The sequence below is a fragment of the Burkholderia sp. Ax-1724 genome, assembly GCF_011752995.1.
Classification (GTDB): Bacteria; Pseudomonadota; Gammaproteobacteria; order Burkholderiales; family Burkholderiaceae; genus Paraburkholderia.
On record NZ_VWWL01000040.1, the window covers coordinates 25,972 to 41,243 of the forward strand.

The window sequence follows — 15,272 nt, forward strand, 5'->3', positions numbered from 1 at the left end:
ACTGCGGCGGGTGCAAGCGTCGGCGCCCTGAAGGGCGAGCCAGGATGAACCACAGGACGAACCAGGATGAACCATCCGGTACAAAACGAAGGTTGCGAACGCCCCGCGACCCGGTGTAAAAACACGGTGCAACAGCCGCCGCGATCCGTCCGGGTTGCGGCATGCCACGCGCGCATCATGCATGGCGCACCCCATCGCGAACAGCCGGCACGGTTGCGTCGAATTCCGACCGACCGGCTGCCGCGTCGAAAGACCGTACAAGGAGATTGTCATGCCCAGCGACTTGCCCACTCCAGAGGCCGCGCAGCGCGCCGTGTTGGCGTCTGAGCACAATCCGCTCGGCACGGCCGGCCTCGAATTCGTGGAGTTTGCCGCGCGCGATCCGCACGCGCTCGGCGAGGTTTTCACGCGGCTCGGCTTCAAGGCGATCGCGCGCCATATCAGCAAGGCCGTCACGCTGTACCGGCAGGGCGAGATGAATTTCCTCATCAACGCCGAACCCGACTCGTTTGCCGCGCGTTATGCCGAAGAGTACGGCGTCGGCATCTGCGCAATCGGGATTCGCGTGGCCAATGCGCAGCGCGCGTTCGAACGCGCAGTCGAACTCGGCGCGTGGGAGTTCGAAGGCGAGCGCCTCGGCGTGGGCGAGCTGCTGATTCCGGCGATCCAGGGCATCGGCGATTCGCATATCTATTTCGTCGACCGTTGGCGCGGGCGTGGCGGTCAGCGCGGCGGCCTCGGCGATATCTCGATCTTCGACATCGATTTCCGGCCGATCGAAATCGACACGGCGCAGGCCGATCTCAATCACGCGGGCAGCGGGCTCGTTGCGGTCGATCATCTGACGCAGACGGTCGGCGAAGGCCGCATGCAGGAATGGATCGACTTCTATCGCGATCTGCTCAACTTCCGCGAGATTCACGAACTGCATGCGAACTGGCACGTATCGGCGGAATCGCGCGTGATGGTGTCGCCGTGCGGCGCGATCCGCGTGCCGCTCTATGAAGAAGGCACGCGCCGGACCAACCTGATGCACGACTATCTGCCCGATCATCCGGGCGAGGGCGTGCAGCACATCGCGCTTGCCACCGACGACATCCTCGCGTGCGTCGAGCGCCTGCTCGCGAACGGCGTCGAATTCGTCGAGCCGCCGCCGCGTTACTACGAAGGGCTCGATGCGCGTTTGCCGGGGCACGGGCTCGACGTCGAACGGTTGCGCCGCACGCATGTGCTCGTCGATGGCGAGATCGGCGCGGACGGTGTGCCGCTGCTGTTTTTCCAGACCTTCGTGCGCCGCGGTGCTGGCGAGATCTTCTTCGAGATCGTGCAGCGCAAGGGGCATCATGGTTTCGGCGAGGGCAACCTCGCGGTGCTGGCGCAGGCGCGCGAGGGCAGCTAGTTTTTATGCGTTCATGCGCGCGCGGGCGTTGAATCGCGCGCCGCGCGAACGCCGCCTCGGGCTCGGGGCTCAGGGCGTGCCCAGCGCGCGTTATTTCTTCATCGACTCGACGGTTACCGGCGGCGTTTGCGGCAGGTCCGCGTTCGTCGCCATCCACAACACTTCCGCGTCTTCCTCGCTCGTGGACACCGCCGCATGGCCCGTGCGGCTGTCGAAGTAGAGGCTATCGCCCGCATTCAGATGCGTCGGCGCATACAACTCCGAATAGAGGCACACGCTGCCGCTAATGACGTACAGGAATTCCTCGCCTTCGTGACGGCCCCAGTCGTCGAAGGCATCGAGCGTATGTGCGGAAATGCGGATGCGAAACGGCAGCATCGCTTTGTGCGCGAGATCGGTAGCGAGTAACTCCATCTGGTAGCCGCGATACGCGTGGCGCTGGCCTTCGTTCTTACGGGTCAGCGCGCGCCGGCCGCTTGCGCTCACTTTCGGCGTGGAGCCGAACAGTTCGCCGATTTCGATCTTCAGGCCCAGGACGATTTTTTGCAGCACGTCGAAAGTGGGGGACATCAGGCCGTTTTCGACTTTGGACAGCGTCGAGCGCGATACGCCGCACAGGCGGCTCGCGGTTTCGAGCGTCAGGTCCTGCGCCTGGCGGGCGGCGCGCACGCGCCGCCCGAGGTCGGTGGTGGACGGGTCGGCGGGTTTGGTGAGGTGGGTGTCCATGAGGCTTGCGGCTCGTTCGGGTCCGCGCTTGATCGTGGCGAATGGGGTTTCCGATCATAACATTCGATGCGGCGGCCTGATTCGCCGGGCATGAACAGCGCGGCGGAAGGGGGAGCCGGCATGGGAGAGGCGCAAGGCGCGGGTGCGCTTTTCTCATCGGAAACGTTGGCCGTCGCGAGGCACAGCTTCATCTGCCCGAGCACGAGTTTGTGCCGCAACACGCGCGTCGCAACTCGCGACTCACACGCCGCGATTGAACAACTCGTTGAGCTGCGAGCCGGGCGCCGCGCCCGTGAACTCGAAGCGTCCTTCGGCGAGCGCCCGGGCCGACTGCATGAAGCCGCCCCATGCCGCGCGCGCGAGCCCGCCGCCGACGCTGATGCGCCGCACGCCGAGCGCCGCGACGTCCTGCACCGTAAGCGTCGACGTCGAGCCGATCAGCAGATTGACGGGCTTCGGCGCCACGGCCGCGACCACCGCCTCGATCTGCTCGCGCGTCTGGATGCCGGGTGCGTACAGACAGTCGGCGCCTGCCGCCGCGTAGGCCTTCAGGCGCGCAAGCGCGTCGTCGAGATCGGCCTGGCCGGCGAAGAAGTTTTCCGCGCGGCCGATCAGCAACGTGTCGCCGCCGGTTTCGTCGATCGCGCGTCGTGCCGCGCTGATGCGCTGCACGGCGACGTCGATGGGGAAGAGCGGCGCGGCTGCGTCGCCAGTCGAATCCTCGATAGACAGGCCCGCTACGCCGGTTGCGACCGCGAGCTTCACGCTTTCGGCGACTTCCTGCGGGTCGCGGCCGAAGCCATTTTCGAAGTCGGCGTTGACCGGCAGATCGGTCGCCTCGACGATCGTGCGCAGATGCGCGAGGACCGCTGCGCGCGGGAGCGTGTTGTCGGCGTGGCCGGTGGACCATGCGAAACCCGAGCTCGTCGTGGCCAGCGCCTTGAAGCCGAGCGTTTGCAGATAGCACGCACTGCCCACATCCCAGGGATTGGGCAGCACGAAACAGCCGGACGTATGCAGGGCGCGGAAAGCGGCGCGTTTCTCAGCGGCGGTGCGGGGCATGGCATTCTCCAGGCAATGAAGGAGCCGAAGCGAAGGAGCCGAGGCTCGTGGATCGTGAAAATCGGGATTCAACGCAGCGGGATTCAACACAGGTTGAGTCTATTTTCTTATCGAACGCATTGTTGATGAAATGCATCAACGTGTACCGCACACTCGACATATTGAATCGGTGATGTTCGCATTGATCAATACCTACTGTTCCCGCTTCACGAATCGCCCCGCGTAAATACAAGAAAGCGAGCCATGCCTTGGAAAAGCAGGGCTCGCTTCATATTGCGCGGAGACTGCAAAACCGTACACGCTGTACGAGTGGTGGCGCGAGACGCGAACGCCGCAAAAGCGCTACACGTGCCAAAAGTCAAAAGGCCCTGGAGCGTCTTTTCAGAACATCCGCCCGCGCGATTGCGATACGGTGTGCAGTACGCCTTACTGATCCGCCGGATTCGTCACCATCGGATGCTGCCCGCCCGATTGCGACGTTCCCGTCGCCGGCGTTCCATAGCCGGTGGTGTCGCCCTGGGCCATGGCGTTCTGCGTGGCGACGCGTGCTTCGGCTGCCTGAATATCGGCCGGATAGCTGGCGTCCGTCGATTCGGCCGGGTTGTAGCCCACCTGTTCGAGCTGCTGCAATTGCGCCTTCACTTCCGCGCGCGTGACCGGCTGCTCGGATTGCGCGAACGCCGCGAGCGGCGCGGCGATGACGGCCGCGAATACGGCGGCCTGAATCAGCGATTTCATGATGTTTTCCCTCCGACATTGTCTATCGGTACCGCGACAATCCCGGCACCCATTGACGGAGTCTAGAAAGTGGGCCGCCTTGGGGAAACCACCAGGTCGTTGATTCAGTATTGACGCAAACAACAAGTCGGCGCGTTGTAATGGGGGCGTGGTGCCGTTCGTAAGAGAAACGCGGAAATTAGCGGGACATTCGCTCAAGCGCCCTTGCGCACGTCGACACGATAAGCGGTGATTTGCCGGTAAGTGTCACCGGGCCGCACGATCGCCTGATCCTGTCCGGTCATATTGACCTGGTTCGGAAAGCCGCCGGCTTCGAGGCACAAACCCGCATGCCGTTGATAACGCACTCCGCCGCGGCCGCCGTTGCCGTTCAGTGCATTGCCGGTATAGAACTGCAAGCCGGGCTGATCGGTCGATACGGTCAGCTCGCGTCCGCTGCCCGGATCGTATGCGCATGCAACCTCGCGCACTCGCGGCGGCGTGCTTTCATTCGAGCCGTTCACGCCATTCGCGCCATTCATGCCATTCGCGCCGCTTTCGTCCTCATCGCGCAGTACATAGCAATGATCGAAGCCGCCCGCTCGCGCGAGTTGCGCATGCGGCCAGTCGAGCCGCGCGCCGAGCGGCGCGCTCTGCCGGAAGTCGAATGCATTGCCCGCGACGTCGGCGAGCTTGCACGGAATCATCGTCGCGTCGACTTCGAAAAAACGTTCGGCGTCGATCGACAGTACATGCCCTCGAATATCGGTGCCCGCGCGCCCCGTCAGATTGAAGTACGGATGACTCGTCAGATTGAGCGGCGTCGCCGCGTCGGTGATCGCTTCGTATTCGATCGTCAGCGTGCCGTCGTCGTCGAGCGAATAGCGCACCTGCACGGTCACGTTGCCCGGAAACCCGGCGTCGCCTTCGGGCGATTCGAGGCGCATCAGCAACGCGCCGTCGTCCTCGCTCACGTCCCACAGCGCGCGATGAAAACCGACCGTGCCGCCGTGCAGCAGGTTCGTGCCTTCATTGCGGTCGAGCGTGTACTCGATGTCGTCGAGCATGAAGCGCGCGCCGGCAATACGGTTGGCCCAGCGACCGATCAGTCCGCCCATATAGGTCGTTGCCGCGACGTATTCGGCGGGCGTGTCGTGGCCGAGCAGAATATCGCCGAGACGTCCCGCGCGATCCGGCGCATGCCAGGAGACCAGCGTCGCGCCGAGGTCGCTGATGGCGACCTTCATGCCGTGCGCGTTGCGCAGCGTATAGAGCCGGACGCGATCGCCGCCGTGCAGCGTGCCCCACGGCTCGGAAGAAAGTTTTGCGATGCTGATCATGTGGTCGGTGCAAAGAAAAAATAAAAAGCGCTCAGCCCGCCGTTTGCTCCGGCTTTGAACTCGCGCGCTCCTGGTATTCGCGCGGCGTGCAGCCGAGTTCGCGCCGGAATACCGCGTACATGTATTGCAGCGACGTGAAGCCGCAGCGAATCGCGACCTCCGCGCTCGATGCGTCGCGTTTCGCGAGCAGCGACTTCGCAACGTCGAGCTTGTGGCGCAGGATTTCCTGGTGCACGGTGCATTGCCGTTCGCGCCGGAAGTACTCTTCGAGCGACGAACGCGACACGCCCACATAGTCGGCTACCTGTTCGGTGCGGATGCCCTGGCACGCGTACTGGCGAATGAAGTGCCGCGCGCGCATTACGTAGGGGCTCGCGAGCGGCTGATGCCGCGTCGATTCGAGCACGTTGATGCCGACCGGCGGCACGAGAATGCGGCGCCCCGGAAAACGCGCGCCGTGCAGCATCTGATGCAGGATGTGCGCGGCGGTGCGGCCCATTTCCTCGGTGCCCTGAATCACCGACGAAAGCGGAATGCGTGTGAGCGTACGCGTGAGAGGATCGTTGTCGATGCCGATGATCGCGACTTCCTCGGGCACCGGAATGCCCGCGATCAGGCAGGCCTGCAACAGATGGCGCGCCCGCGCATCGGTCACGGCGATGATGCCGACCGGCTTCGGCAATTGCCGCAGCCACGTCGTGAGCTGTTCGGTCGCCTGGTTCCATGACGGCGCGCTTGTCGACAGGCCGCGATAGATCTCGCTGCCGATCTGCGCGGTGCCGTGTCCGTCCGTGCTGCGCAAATGGGCGAACGCGAGTTCGCGCTGCTGCGCCCAGCGGTTTTCCTGCGCCTGCGGCAGGCTGTAGAGCGCGAAGTTTTCGAGCCCGGCGCCGATCAGATGCGTGTACGCGAGCGATACGAGCTTGCTGTTGTCGGTCGCGATATAGGGTAAGTCCGGGGGATACTGCTCCGGGTCTTCGTACGAGGAGCCCACCGCGACCACCGGCAACGGACAGCCGCGCAGCGCTTCGTACACGGCGGGGTCGTCGAAATCCGCGATGATGCCGTCGCCGTCGAAGCGCTCGATGCCCGCGAGCCGACAGCGAAAGTCTTCTTCGAGGAACAGGTCCCACGCGACCCGCGTCGACAGCAGGTAGTTGCCGATGCCGGTGATGATCTCGCGGTCGTAGACCTTGTTCGCGTTGAACAGCAGCGCGATCCGATGGGTCGTCTGGGGGGCTTGCGGGCGGGTCATGACGGTAAGCGGCGTAGGGCTCGAATGGCCACGGCGCCTTTGTCTCCTGTGTAGTCGAGCGGGCGCCGGCGGGCCGCCCCGTTTTTTAAGCGTCCGGTTATTCTAGGCCCCGAATCGCGCCGCGGTAATCAACAAACGCGCGGGCGGTAAGAAACATCAAGCGTGCTGCGCAATTTCGCAATTGCCGACATATCGTGCAAGCGGCAGCATGGCGTCACTTTGTCGACCGGCGCGGCGCCGTCGCGCGGGTTGCGATGCGGCACAACAAGGAGACGCAGATGCCTTACTTCGAACACATTCCCGAGATCCGTTATGAAGGTCCGCACGCGGATAATCCGCTTGCGTACCGTCACTACGACAGAAACAGGAAAGTGCTCGGCAAGACGCTCGAAGAACATCTGCGCATCGCCGTATGCTACTGGCATACGTTCGTGTGGCCCGGCGTCGATATCTTCGGCCAGGGCACGTTCCATCGTCCATGGCAGCAGCCCGGCGACGCGATGGAGCGGGCCCTGCAGAAAGCCGATGCCGCATTCGAGTTCTTCTCGAAGCTCGGCACGCCGTACTACACGTTCCACGATACCGACGTCGCGCCCGAAGGCACGAGCGTCAAGGACTATAGCGAGAACTTCCTGCGCGTGTCCGACTACCTCGCGCGCAAGCAGCAGGACACCGGCATCAGGCTGCTGTGGGGCACCGCGAACCTGTTCTCGCATCCGCGCTATGCGGGGGGCGCGGCAACCAGTCCGAATCCGGAAATCTTCGCCTTCGCCGCGACCCAGGTGCGTCACGCGCTCGACGCGACGCAGCGCCTCGGCGGCGAAAACTACGTATTGTGGGGCGGCCGCGAGGGCTACGACACGCTGCTCAATACCGACCTCGTGCGCGAACGCGCGCAGCTTGCGCGTTTCCTGCACATGGTGGTCGATCACAAGCACAAGATCGGCTTCAAGGGCGCGCTGCTGATCGAGCCGAAGCCGCAGGAGCCGACCAAGCATCAATACGACTACGACGTCGCGACCGTACACGGCTTCCTGCTGCAATACGGGCTCGACAAGGAAATTCGCGTGAACATCGAGGCGAATCACGCGACGCTCGCGGGGCACTCGTTCCATCACGAGATCGCGACGGCGTTTGCGCTCGGCATTTTCGGCAGCGTCGATGCGAATCGCGGCGATCCGCAAAATGGTTGGGATACCGATCAGTTCCCCAATAGCGTCGAGGAACTGACGCTCGCGTTCTACGAGATTCTGCGTCACGGCGGCTTCACGACCGGCGGCATGAACTTCGACTCGAAGGTGCGCCGGCAGAGCGTCGATGCGGCAGACCTGTTTCACGGCCATATCGGCGCGATCGACAACCTCGCGCTCGGCCTCGAACGCGCGGCGGTGCTGATCGAAAACGATCTCCTCGAACAGTTCAAGCGCCAGCGTTATGCCGGCTGGGACACGGAGTTCGGCCGCAAGATCCTGTCCGGCGACCATTCGCTGGCGACGCTCGCAACGGATACGCTGGCGCGCGATCTGAATCCGCAACACGCGAGTGGACAGCAGGAGCGCATGGAAAACATCGTCAATCAGGCGATCTATAGCGGACGTTGAAGAACGTAAGCGGCACAGCGGAACGTACGGCAAGAAGCACCTTATGAGGCATCGGAAAAAGCCCTACACAAAGATCGCGCGGCCACGCTGATCGCGCGAAACAGGAAGCTGTGGGTTGTCGTTGATCCGGTTCTGCGGCTCGCAGCGCAGGCCGACCCATCCGGTATTCCGGTTATCACAACAAGGAGACAGAAATGAAATTCGCAATGCGTCGTCACGTACTGAGTTCGCTCCTATGCGGAGCGGTGCTCGCCAGCCTGTCGCTTGCCGCACCGCTCGCGCATGCGAGCAAGGATCATCCGGAAATCGGCTTCTGTATCGACGATCTGCGCGTCGAGCGCTGGTCGCGCGATCGCGACTATTTCGTCGCCGCGGCGGAAAAGCTCGGCGCGAAAGTGTCGGTGCAGTCGGCCGACGCGAGCGAGGAGCGGCAGATTTCGCAGATCGAAAACCTCATTTCGCGTGGCGTCGACGTAATCGTGATCGTGCCGTTCAACTCGAAGACGCTCGGCAACGTGGTCGCCGAAGCGAAGAAGGCCGGCATCAAGGTCGTGTCGTATGACCGCCTGATTCTCGATGCCGACATCGATGCCTATATCTCGTTCGACAACGAGAAGGTCGGCGAAATGCAGGCCCAGGGTGTTTATGACGTGCGGCCGAAGGGCAACTACTTCCTGCTTGGCGGCGCGCCGACCGACAACAACGCGAAGATGCTGCGCCAGGGACAACTGAAGGTGCTGCAACCGGCGATCGACAAGGGCGACATCAAGGTGGTCGGCCAGCAGTGGGTGCCGGAGTGGAGCGCATCGACGGCGCTGCGCATCATGGAAGACGCGCTGACCGCGAACAACAACAAGATCGACGCCGTCGTCGCCTCGAACGACGGCACCGCCGGCGGCGCGATCCAGGCGCTCGCCGCGCAGGGCCTCGCGGGCAAGGTACCGATCTCGGGCCAGGACGCCGACCTCGCGGCCGTCAAGCGCGTGGCGGCCGGCACGCAGACGATGACGGTCTACAAGCCGCTCAAGCTGATCGCGGGCGAAGCGGCGAAGCTGTCGGTGGCGCTTGCGAAGGGCGAGAAGCCGGGCTTCAATGCGCAATACGACAACGGCAAGAAGAAGGTCGATACGGTGCTGTTGCAGCCGACCAAGCTGACCAAGGCCAACCTCGACATCGTCGTGAAAGACGGCTTCTACACGCAGGCGCAGCTCGCTAGCCAATAAGGCGGAAGACGGGGACGGAAGACGGGCGCGGCGTGAGCGCCACGCTTCGCGGGCCACGGTGCCCGCGAGCGTGGCCGCCCGCCCACCTTGCAGCGAGGCATAGCGAATGACGCAACCTCTTCTGACGATGCGCGGCATCGTCAAAGCTTTTTCCGGCGTGAAGGCGCTCGACGGCATCGACCTGACCGTCTCGCCGGGCGAATGCGTGGGCCTGTGCGGCGAGAACGGCGCGGGCAAGTCGACGCTGATGAAAGTGCTTTCCGGCGTCTATCCGCACGGTACCTGGGATGGCGAAATACGCTGGGAAGGCGAGTCGCTGAAGGCCACGAGCATTCGCGACACCGAGCGCGCGGGCATCATCATCATTCACCAGGAGCTGATGCTGGTGCCGGAGCTCTCGGTCGCGGAGAACATTTTTCTCGGCAACGAAATCACGCTGCCCGGCGGCCGCATGAACTACGCGGCGATGTATCAGCGCGCCGACGAACTGTTGCGCGAACTCGGCATTAGCGGCATCAATGCCGCGCAGCCGGTGATGAACTACGGCGGCGGCCATCAGCAGCTGATCGAAATCGCGAAGGCGCTCAACAAGCGCGCGAAGCTGCTGATTCTCGATGAACCGTCGTCGTCGCTGACTGCCGCCGAGATCGCGATTCTGCTCGACATCGTGCGCGATCTGAAGCGGCGCGGCATTGCCTGCGTGTACATCTCGCACAAGCTCGACGAAGTCGCGGCGGTTTGCGACACGATCAGCGTGATTCGCGACGGCCGTCATGTCGCGACCGAGCCGATGCACGCGCTGACGACCGACCGCATCATCTCGCTGATGGTGGGCCGCGAGATCAGAAACCTGTTTCCGCGCGAGCCGCATCCGATCGGCGAGGTGGTGTTCGAAGCGCGCCACGTGACCTGCTTCGACGTGACGAATCCGCGCCGCAAGCGTGTGGACGACGTGTCGTTCTCGTTGCGGCGCGGCGAGATTCTCGGCGTCGCGGGACTCGTCGGCGCGGGCCGTACCGAACTGATGCAGGCGATCTTCGGCGCGTACGCGGGCGGGAGCGAAGCGAGCGTCATGCTCGACGGCAAGCCCTTGAAGATTCGCGCGCCGATCGACGCGATTCGCGCCGGCATCGCGATGGTGCCCGAGGATCGCAAGCGTCACGGCATCGTGCCGGGCTTGAGCGTCGGCCATAACATCACGCTCGCGGTGTTGCAGCGTTTCGCATCGGGCGGGCGCATCGATTCCGCCGCCGAACTCGACACGATCAATACGGAAATGAGGCGGCTTTCGGTGCGCGCGGCGAATCCGATGCTGTCGATTGCGAGCCTCTCGGGCGGCAATCAGCAGAAGGCGGTGCTCACGCGCATGCTGCTGACCGATCCGAAAGTGCTGATCCTCGACGAACCGACGCGCGGCGTCGACGTCGGCGCGAAATACGAAATCTACAAGCTGATCTTTCAACTGGCGCAGCGCGGCATGTCGATCATCATGGTGTCGTCCGAATTGCCGGAAGTACTCGGCCTGAGCGACCGCGTGCTCGTGATCGGCGAAGGCGAATTGCGTGGCGACTTCGTCAACGACGGTCTCACCCAGGAAGACATACTCGGCGCCGCGATCCGTCCCGTGCATCCCTCTTCGAACTTAACCGCAGCGAGTGCCGCATGACGCCCGACGTGACTTCCCAACGCACCGACCATGCCGTGCCGCGAGGCGGATTCGGCGGCGCGCAGCGCATTCAGCAACTGTTCGCGCGCTACAAGATTCTCGCCTTGCTGATTGCCGTCGCGGTGATCTGGACGTTCTTCTCGGTGCTCACGCACGGCGCGTTCGTCACGCCGCGCAATATATCGAACCTGCTGCGGCAGATGTCGATTACCGGCATGCTCGCCTGCGGCATGGTGTTCGTCATCATCGCCGGCGAGATCGATCTGTCGGTCGGCTCGCTGCTCGGCCTGCTCGGCGGCGTCGCGGCGATTCTCGACGTGAACCGTCACTGGCCGATCGGCGTGACGATTCCCGTGGTGCTGCTGCTCGGCGTGGCGGTCGGCGTGTTCAACGGATGGTGGTCGACGTACCGGCGCGTGCCGTCGTTCATCGTCGGGCTTGGCGGCATGCTCGCGTATCGCGGCATTCTGCTCGGCGTGACGGGCGGCTCGACCATCGCACCGGTTTCGGATAGCTTCGTATTCGTCGGCCAGGGCTATCTGCCGCGGCTCGCGGGCGACACGCTCGCGATCGTCATGTTCGTGCTGCTCGCCTTCCTGACGATACGGCAGCGCGCGAACCGCCAGCGTTATCAGTTGCGGGTCGTGCCGTTCTGGCAGGACGTCGCGAAGGTGATCGGCGCGGGCGCGATACTGGCGGGCTTCGTGGCCACGCTCGACCGCTACGGCGGCATTCCGGTGCCCGTGCTGCTGCTGCTCGCGCTGCTCGGCATCTTCACGTGGATCGCCACGCAGACCGTGTTCGGCCGCCGCATCTACGCGGTCGGTTCGAACCTCGAAGCGACGCGGCTGTCCGGCGTCAACACCGACCGCGTGAAGCTCGCGATCTTCGCGCTGATGGGGCTCATGTGCGCGTTCGCGGGCATTGTCAACACGGCGCGGCTCGCGGCCGGCTCGCCGTCGGCGGGCACGATGGGCGAGCTCGATGCGATTGCCGCGTGCTTCATCGGCGGCACCTCGATGCGCGGCGGCTCCGGCACCGTGTACGGCGCGCTGATCGGCGCGCTCGTGATGGCGAGCCTCGATAACGGCATGTCGATGCTCGACGTCGACGCGTACTGGCAGATGATCGTGAAGGGCGGCATTCTCGTGCTGGCCGTGTGGATCGATGTGGTGTCGGGTTCGAATCGCCGTTGAAGGGTTTGAGTTGCAGCAATACGCGTGGTGTGCCTGCGGAACCGGCGCACCGCGCGGCATACCTTGCGGCGCACCGCGCGAGATGCGGTTACATGAAACTTCACACAGCGCCCAGGCACTAGCCGCGCGCAGTTAATGAAGCACCCCACGATTTTCCCCCGCCGCCCGCATTCCTCGCACGCCCATACCGCACGGCCACCCGAGCCGCGTGCGCGCATTTAAGTCTCCCGCCGGCCGGTTCGTCTTATTACTATTCGCAAACAACGGCGCGAGCGGAGTCGGGCACGGAGTCGGGCGTCCGCTCGCTTGCGCCGCTTTCCCGTCATCGTGCCAGCCGGTCGAGCCATGCCATCGAGCCATGCCATGTTAACGCGCAGAACCTTCCTGCTCGGCGGCGCCAGCGCGTTGGGCGGTCTGCTGCTCGGCTGGGGCGTGCTGCCGCCGCGGCAGCGCCTGACGACGTCGGCGCCATTGCCGGTGCAAGGCTCGCAGGTCGCGCTCAACGGCTGGGTCAAGATCGCCGACGACGACAGCGTGACGATCATGATGGGCAAGAGCGAAATGGGCCAGGGCATCCACACCGGCCTCGCGATGCTGCTTGCCGAGGAACTCGACGCGGACTGGTCGCGGGTCAGCGTCGAAGCCGCGCCGATCGACCGGATCTACAACGCTGTGCAGAGCATTGTCGACGACCTGCCGTTTCGGCCCGACGACGATAGCCTCGTCAAGCGCGGCGTCGTGTGGATCACGAGCAAGGCGGTGCGCGAATTCGGCACGATGATGACGGGCGGTTCGTCGAGCATGAACGATCTGTGGACACCGATGCGCGAAGCCGGCGCATCGGCGCGCGCGATGCTGATCGGCGCGGCGGCCGAACAGTGGCAGGTGGCGCCCGGCGAATGCCGCGTGGAAAAGGGCTACGTGCTGCACGGGTCGGGCCGGAAGGCGAGCTTCGGCGCATTGGCGACGCTGGCGGCGCGGCAGCCGTTGCCGCGCAAGGTCGACTTGAAGCAGCCCGCCGATTTCAGGCTGATCGGCCAGCCCGTGCGGCGCATCGAGGCCGCGTCGAAAATCGACGGCAGCGCGCGCTTCGGCATCGACGTATTGCCGGGCGGCTTGCTGTACGCGAGCGTCGTGATGTGCCCGACGCTCGGCGGCACCGTCGCGCGGTTCGACGCAACGCCCGTGCGGACCATGCCGGGCTTCGTCAAGGCGTTCGCGGTCGCGCCGTATGCGGGCGGCACCGGCGGCGTGGCCGTGATCGCGGACAATCCGTATCGCGCGATGAATGCGGTCGCCGCGCTCAAGGTGGACTGGCAGGACGGCGCGGCCGCGAAGGTGTCGAGCGCGGAGATCGATCGCCATCTGCTGGACGCGCTCGATGATGCCGGCGGCCATGTGTACTTCCAGCGCGGCAATCTCGACAACGCGATGAGCCGCGCGGCGCGCACGATCGACGCCGTGTACCACGTGCCGTATCTCGCGCATGGCGCGGTCGAGCCGCTGAACTGCACGGTGCGGGTCGCGGACGGCGCGGCGACCGTGTGGGTCTCGACGCAGATGCCGGGGCTCGCGCGGCAGCACGTCGCGCGGGCGCTCGGCATCGATGCCGGGTTCGTCGACGTGCAACCGCAGTTGTTGGGCGGCGCGTTCGGGCGGCGGCTCGAACTCGATTTCATCGCGCAGGCCGCGGTCATTGCGCGCGAAGCCGAGGGCCGTCCGGTGCAAACGATCTGGTCGCGCGCGCAGGATTTCACGCACGACTTTTATCGACCCGCCTGCGCGGCGCGGCTTCGGGCCGGCTTCGACGGTGACGGCAAACTCGTTGCGTGGCACGCGAAATCGGCGGGGCAGGCGATCGTGCCGGAAGCGCTTGCGCGCTACTACGGCGTGCCGCGCATTCCGATCGACAAGACCACTTGCGAAGGCGCATTCGATCAGCCGTACGAGTGGCCGGCCGCGCGCGTGTCGCACGAGATCGTCGAATTGCCGGTGCCGGTCGGCTTTTGGCGCTCGGTCGGCCATTCGCACCAGGCGTTCTTTACCGAGAGCTTCACCGACGAAGCCGCTGTGGCGGCGAAGCAGGACCCGCTCGAATTTCGCGCGGCGCTGCTCGCGCAGCATCCGCGGCATCTTGCGGTGCTCAAGCGTGTCGGGGTGCTGTCGGGCTGGGGGCATCCGCTTGAGCCTGCTAACGACGGCGCGCGCCGTGCGCGCGGCATTGCGCTGCACGAGGCGTTCGGCAGCGTCGTCGCGCAGGTTGCCGAGGTGTCGATCGGACCGCAGAAGCAGATTCGCGTGCATCGCGTGGTGTGCGTGATCGATTGCGGCTTGCCGGTGAATCCGAACCTGATCCGTCAGCAGATGGAAGGCGGCATTGTGTTCGGTTTGTCGAGCGCGTTGCAGAACGAGATCACGATCGTCGACGGCCAGGTGCAGCAGAAGAATTTCGTGGACTTTCCGGTCGTGCGAATGAACGTGTGTCCGGCGATCGAAACCGACATCATGCCGAGCCAGCTGCATCCGCAGGGCGTCGGCGAGCCGGCCGTGCCGCCGGTTGCGCCGGCGGTGGCCAACGCGGTGTTCGCGCTGACCGGGCAGCGTTTGCGCACGTTGCCGCTGAAGCTCGCGTAAGCGTGGGTTCGATCGGGCTCGGCCCTGGTTTCGCGATTCGGGAGAACAACATGGCAATACTGAATATCAACGGACGCGCGGTGAAGGTCGAGGCCGAGCCGGACATGCCGTTGCTCTGGGTGCTGCGCTGCGACCTCGGCATGACGGGCACGAAGTTCGGCTGCGGCGTGGGCATCTGCGGCGCCTGCACGATCAATCTCGACGATGCCGCGTGCTTCGCCTGTCAGACCCCGATGTCGAGCCTGCACACGCAGAAGATCACGACGATCGAAGGCCTTCAGGGACGCGAGGCGCAGGCGTTGAAGGCGGCATGGCTCGAACTCGACGTCGTGCAATGCGGCTATTGCCAGAGCGCGCAACTGATGGCGGCCTGCGCGCTGCTCAAGCACAAGCCGAATCCGAACGATGCGGATATCGATGCGGCGATGACGCCGGTGGTGTGCCGTTGCGGCA

General features: G+C 64.7%; 12 protein-coding genes. 7 read left to right on the plus strand and 5 right to left on the minus strand.

Annotated elements, in window-relative coordinates; all coding sequences use genetic code 11:
• The first annotated feature begins 271 nt into the window (after positions 1-271).
• Positions 272-1,399 carry a VOC family protein gene (locus F3J19_RS31115; protein WP_167050135.1) on the plus strand — a complete coding sequence of 376 codons (1,128 nt, stop codon included), beginning with the start codon at positions 272-274 and terminating at the stop codon, positions 1,397-1,399.
• Between the two features lie 90 nt (positions 1,400-1,489).
• Here F3J19_RS31115 and F3J19_RS31120 read toward each other — a convergent pair whose 3' ends face one another.
• The 5 genes from F3J19_RS31120 to F3J19_RS31140 all read right to left on the minus strand — a co-directional run bounded on the left by F3J19_RS31120 (position 1,490) and on the right by F3J19_RS31140 (position 6,499).
• A complete protein-coding gene (locus F3J19_RS31120; protein ID WP_167050137.1) occupies positions 1,490-2,125 on the minus strand; it encodes an XRE family transcriptional regulator in 636 nt (211 codons plus the stop codon).
• 240 nt (positions 2,126-2,365) lie between these two features.
• Positions 2,366-3,187 (minus strand): isocitrate lyase/phosphoenolpyruvate mutase family protein, encoded by an 822-nt coding sequence (locus F3J19_RS31125; protein ID WP_167050139.1) that lies wholly within the window; start codon positions 3,185-3,187, stop codon positions 2,366-2,368.
• A 426-nt stretch (positions 3,188-3,613) separates the two neighbouring features.
• Positions 3,614-3,925 carry a DUF4148 domain-containing protein gene (locus F3J19_RS31130; RefSeq protein ID WP_167050141.1) on the minus strand — a complete coding sequence of 104 codons (312 nt, stop codon included), beginning with the start codon at positions 3,923-3,925 and terminating at the stop codon, positions 3,614-3,616.
• 194 nt (positions 3,926-4,119) lie between these two features.
• The gene (locus tag F3J19_RS31135) at positions 4,120-5,244 is read right to left on the minus strand and encodes an aldose epimerase family protein (protein ID WP_167050143.1); all 1,125 of its coding nucleotides are present in this window, start codon (positions 5,242-5,244) and stop codon (positions 4,120-4,122) included.
• Positions 5,245-5,275: 31 nt separating this feature from the next.
• Positions 5,276-6,499: a DNA-binding transcriptional regulator gene (locus tag F3J19_RS31140; RefSeq protein WP_167050145.1), complete on the minus strand. Its 1,224-nt coding sequence runs from the start codon at positions 6,497-6,499 to the stop codon at positions 5,276-5,278.
• A 278-nt stretch (positions 6,500-6,777) separates the two neighbouring features.
• Between F3J19_RS31140 and xylA the strand changes: the two genes are divergently transcribed.
• The 6 genes from xylA to F3J19_RS31170 form a co-directional block, all read left to right on the plus strand.
• The gene (gene xylA, locus F3J19_RS31145) at positions 6,778-8,100 is read left to right on the plus strand and encodes a xylose isomerase (RefSeq protein ID WP_167050147.1); all 1,323 of its coding nucleotides are present in this window, start codon (positions 6,778-6,780) and stop codon (positions 8,098-8,100) included.
• Between the two features lie 194 nt (positions 8,101-8,294).
• Positions 8,295-9,323: a D-xylose ABC transporter substrate-binding protein gene (gene xylF, locus F3J19_RS31150; RefSeq protein ID WP_167050149.1), complete on the plus strand. Its 1,029-nt coding sequence runs from the start codon at positions 8,295-8,297 to the stop codon at positions 9,321-9,323.
• Between the two features lie 106 nt (positions 9,324-9,429).
• Positions 9,430-10,989: a D-xylose ABC transporter ATP-binding protein gene (gene xylG, locus F3J19_RS31155; RefSeq protein ID WP_167050151.1), complete on the plus strand. Its 1,560-nt coding sequence runs from the start codon at positions 9,430-9,432 to the stop codon at positions 10,987-10,989.
• A complete protein-coding gene (locus tag F3J19_RS31160; RefSeq protein ID WP_167050153.1) occupies positions 10,986-12,185 on the plus strand; it encodes a sugar ABC transporter permease in 1,200 nt (399 codons plus the stop codon). Before xylG ends, F3J19_RS31160 begins: the two co-directional genes overlap by 4 nt.
• A 363-nt stretch (positions 12,186-12,548) precedes the next feature.
• Positions 12,549-14,819 carry a molybdopterin cofactor-binding domain-containing protein gene (locus F3J19_RS31165; RefSeq protein ID WP_167050155.1) on the plus strand — a complete coding sequence of 757 codons (2,271 nt, stop codon included), beginning with the start codon at positions 12,549-12,551 and terminating at the stop codon, positions 14,817-14,819.
• Between the two features lie 50 nt (positions 14,820-14,869).
• Positions 14,870-15,272 (plus strand): (2Fe-2S)-binding protein (locus tag F3J19_RS31170; RefSeq protein ID WP_167050157.1); only part of this gene is annotated, 403 nt, incomplete at its 3' end.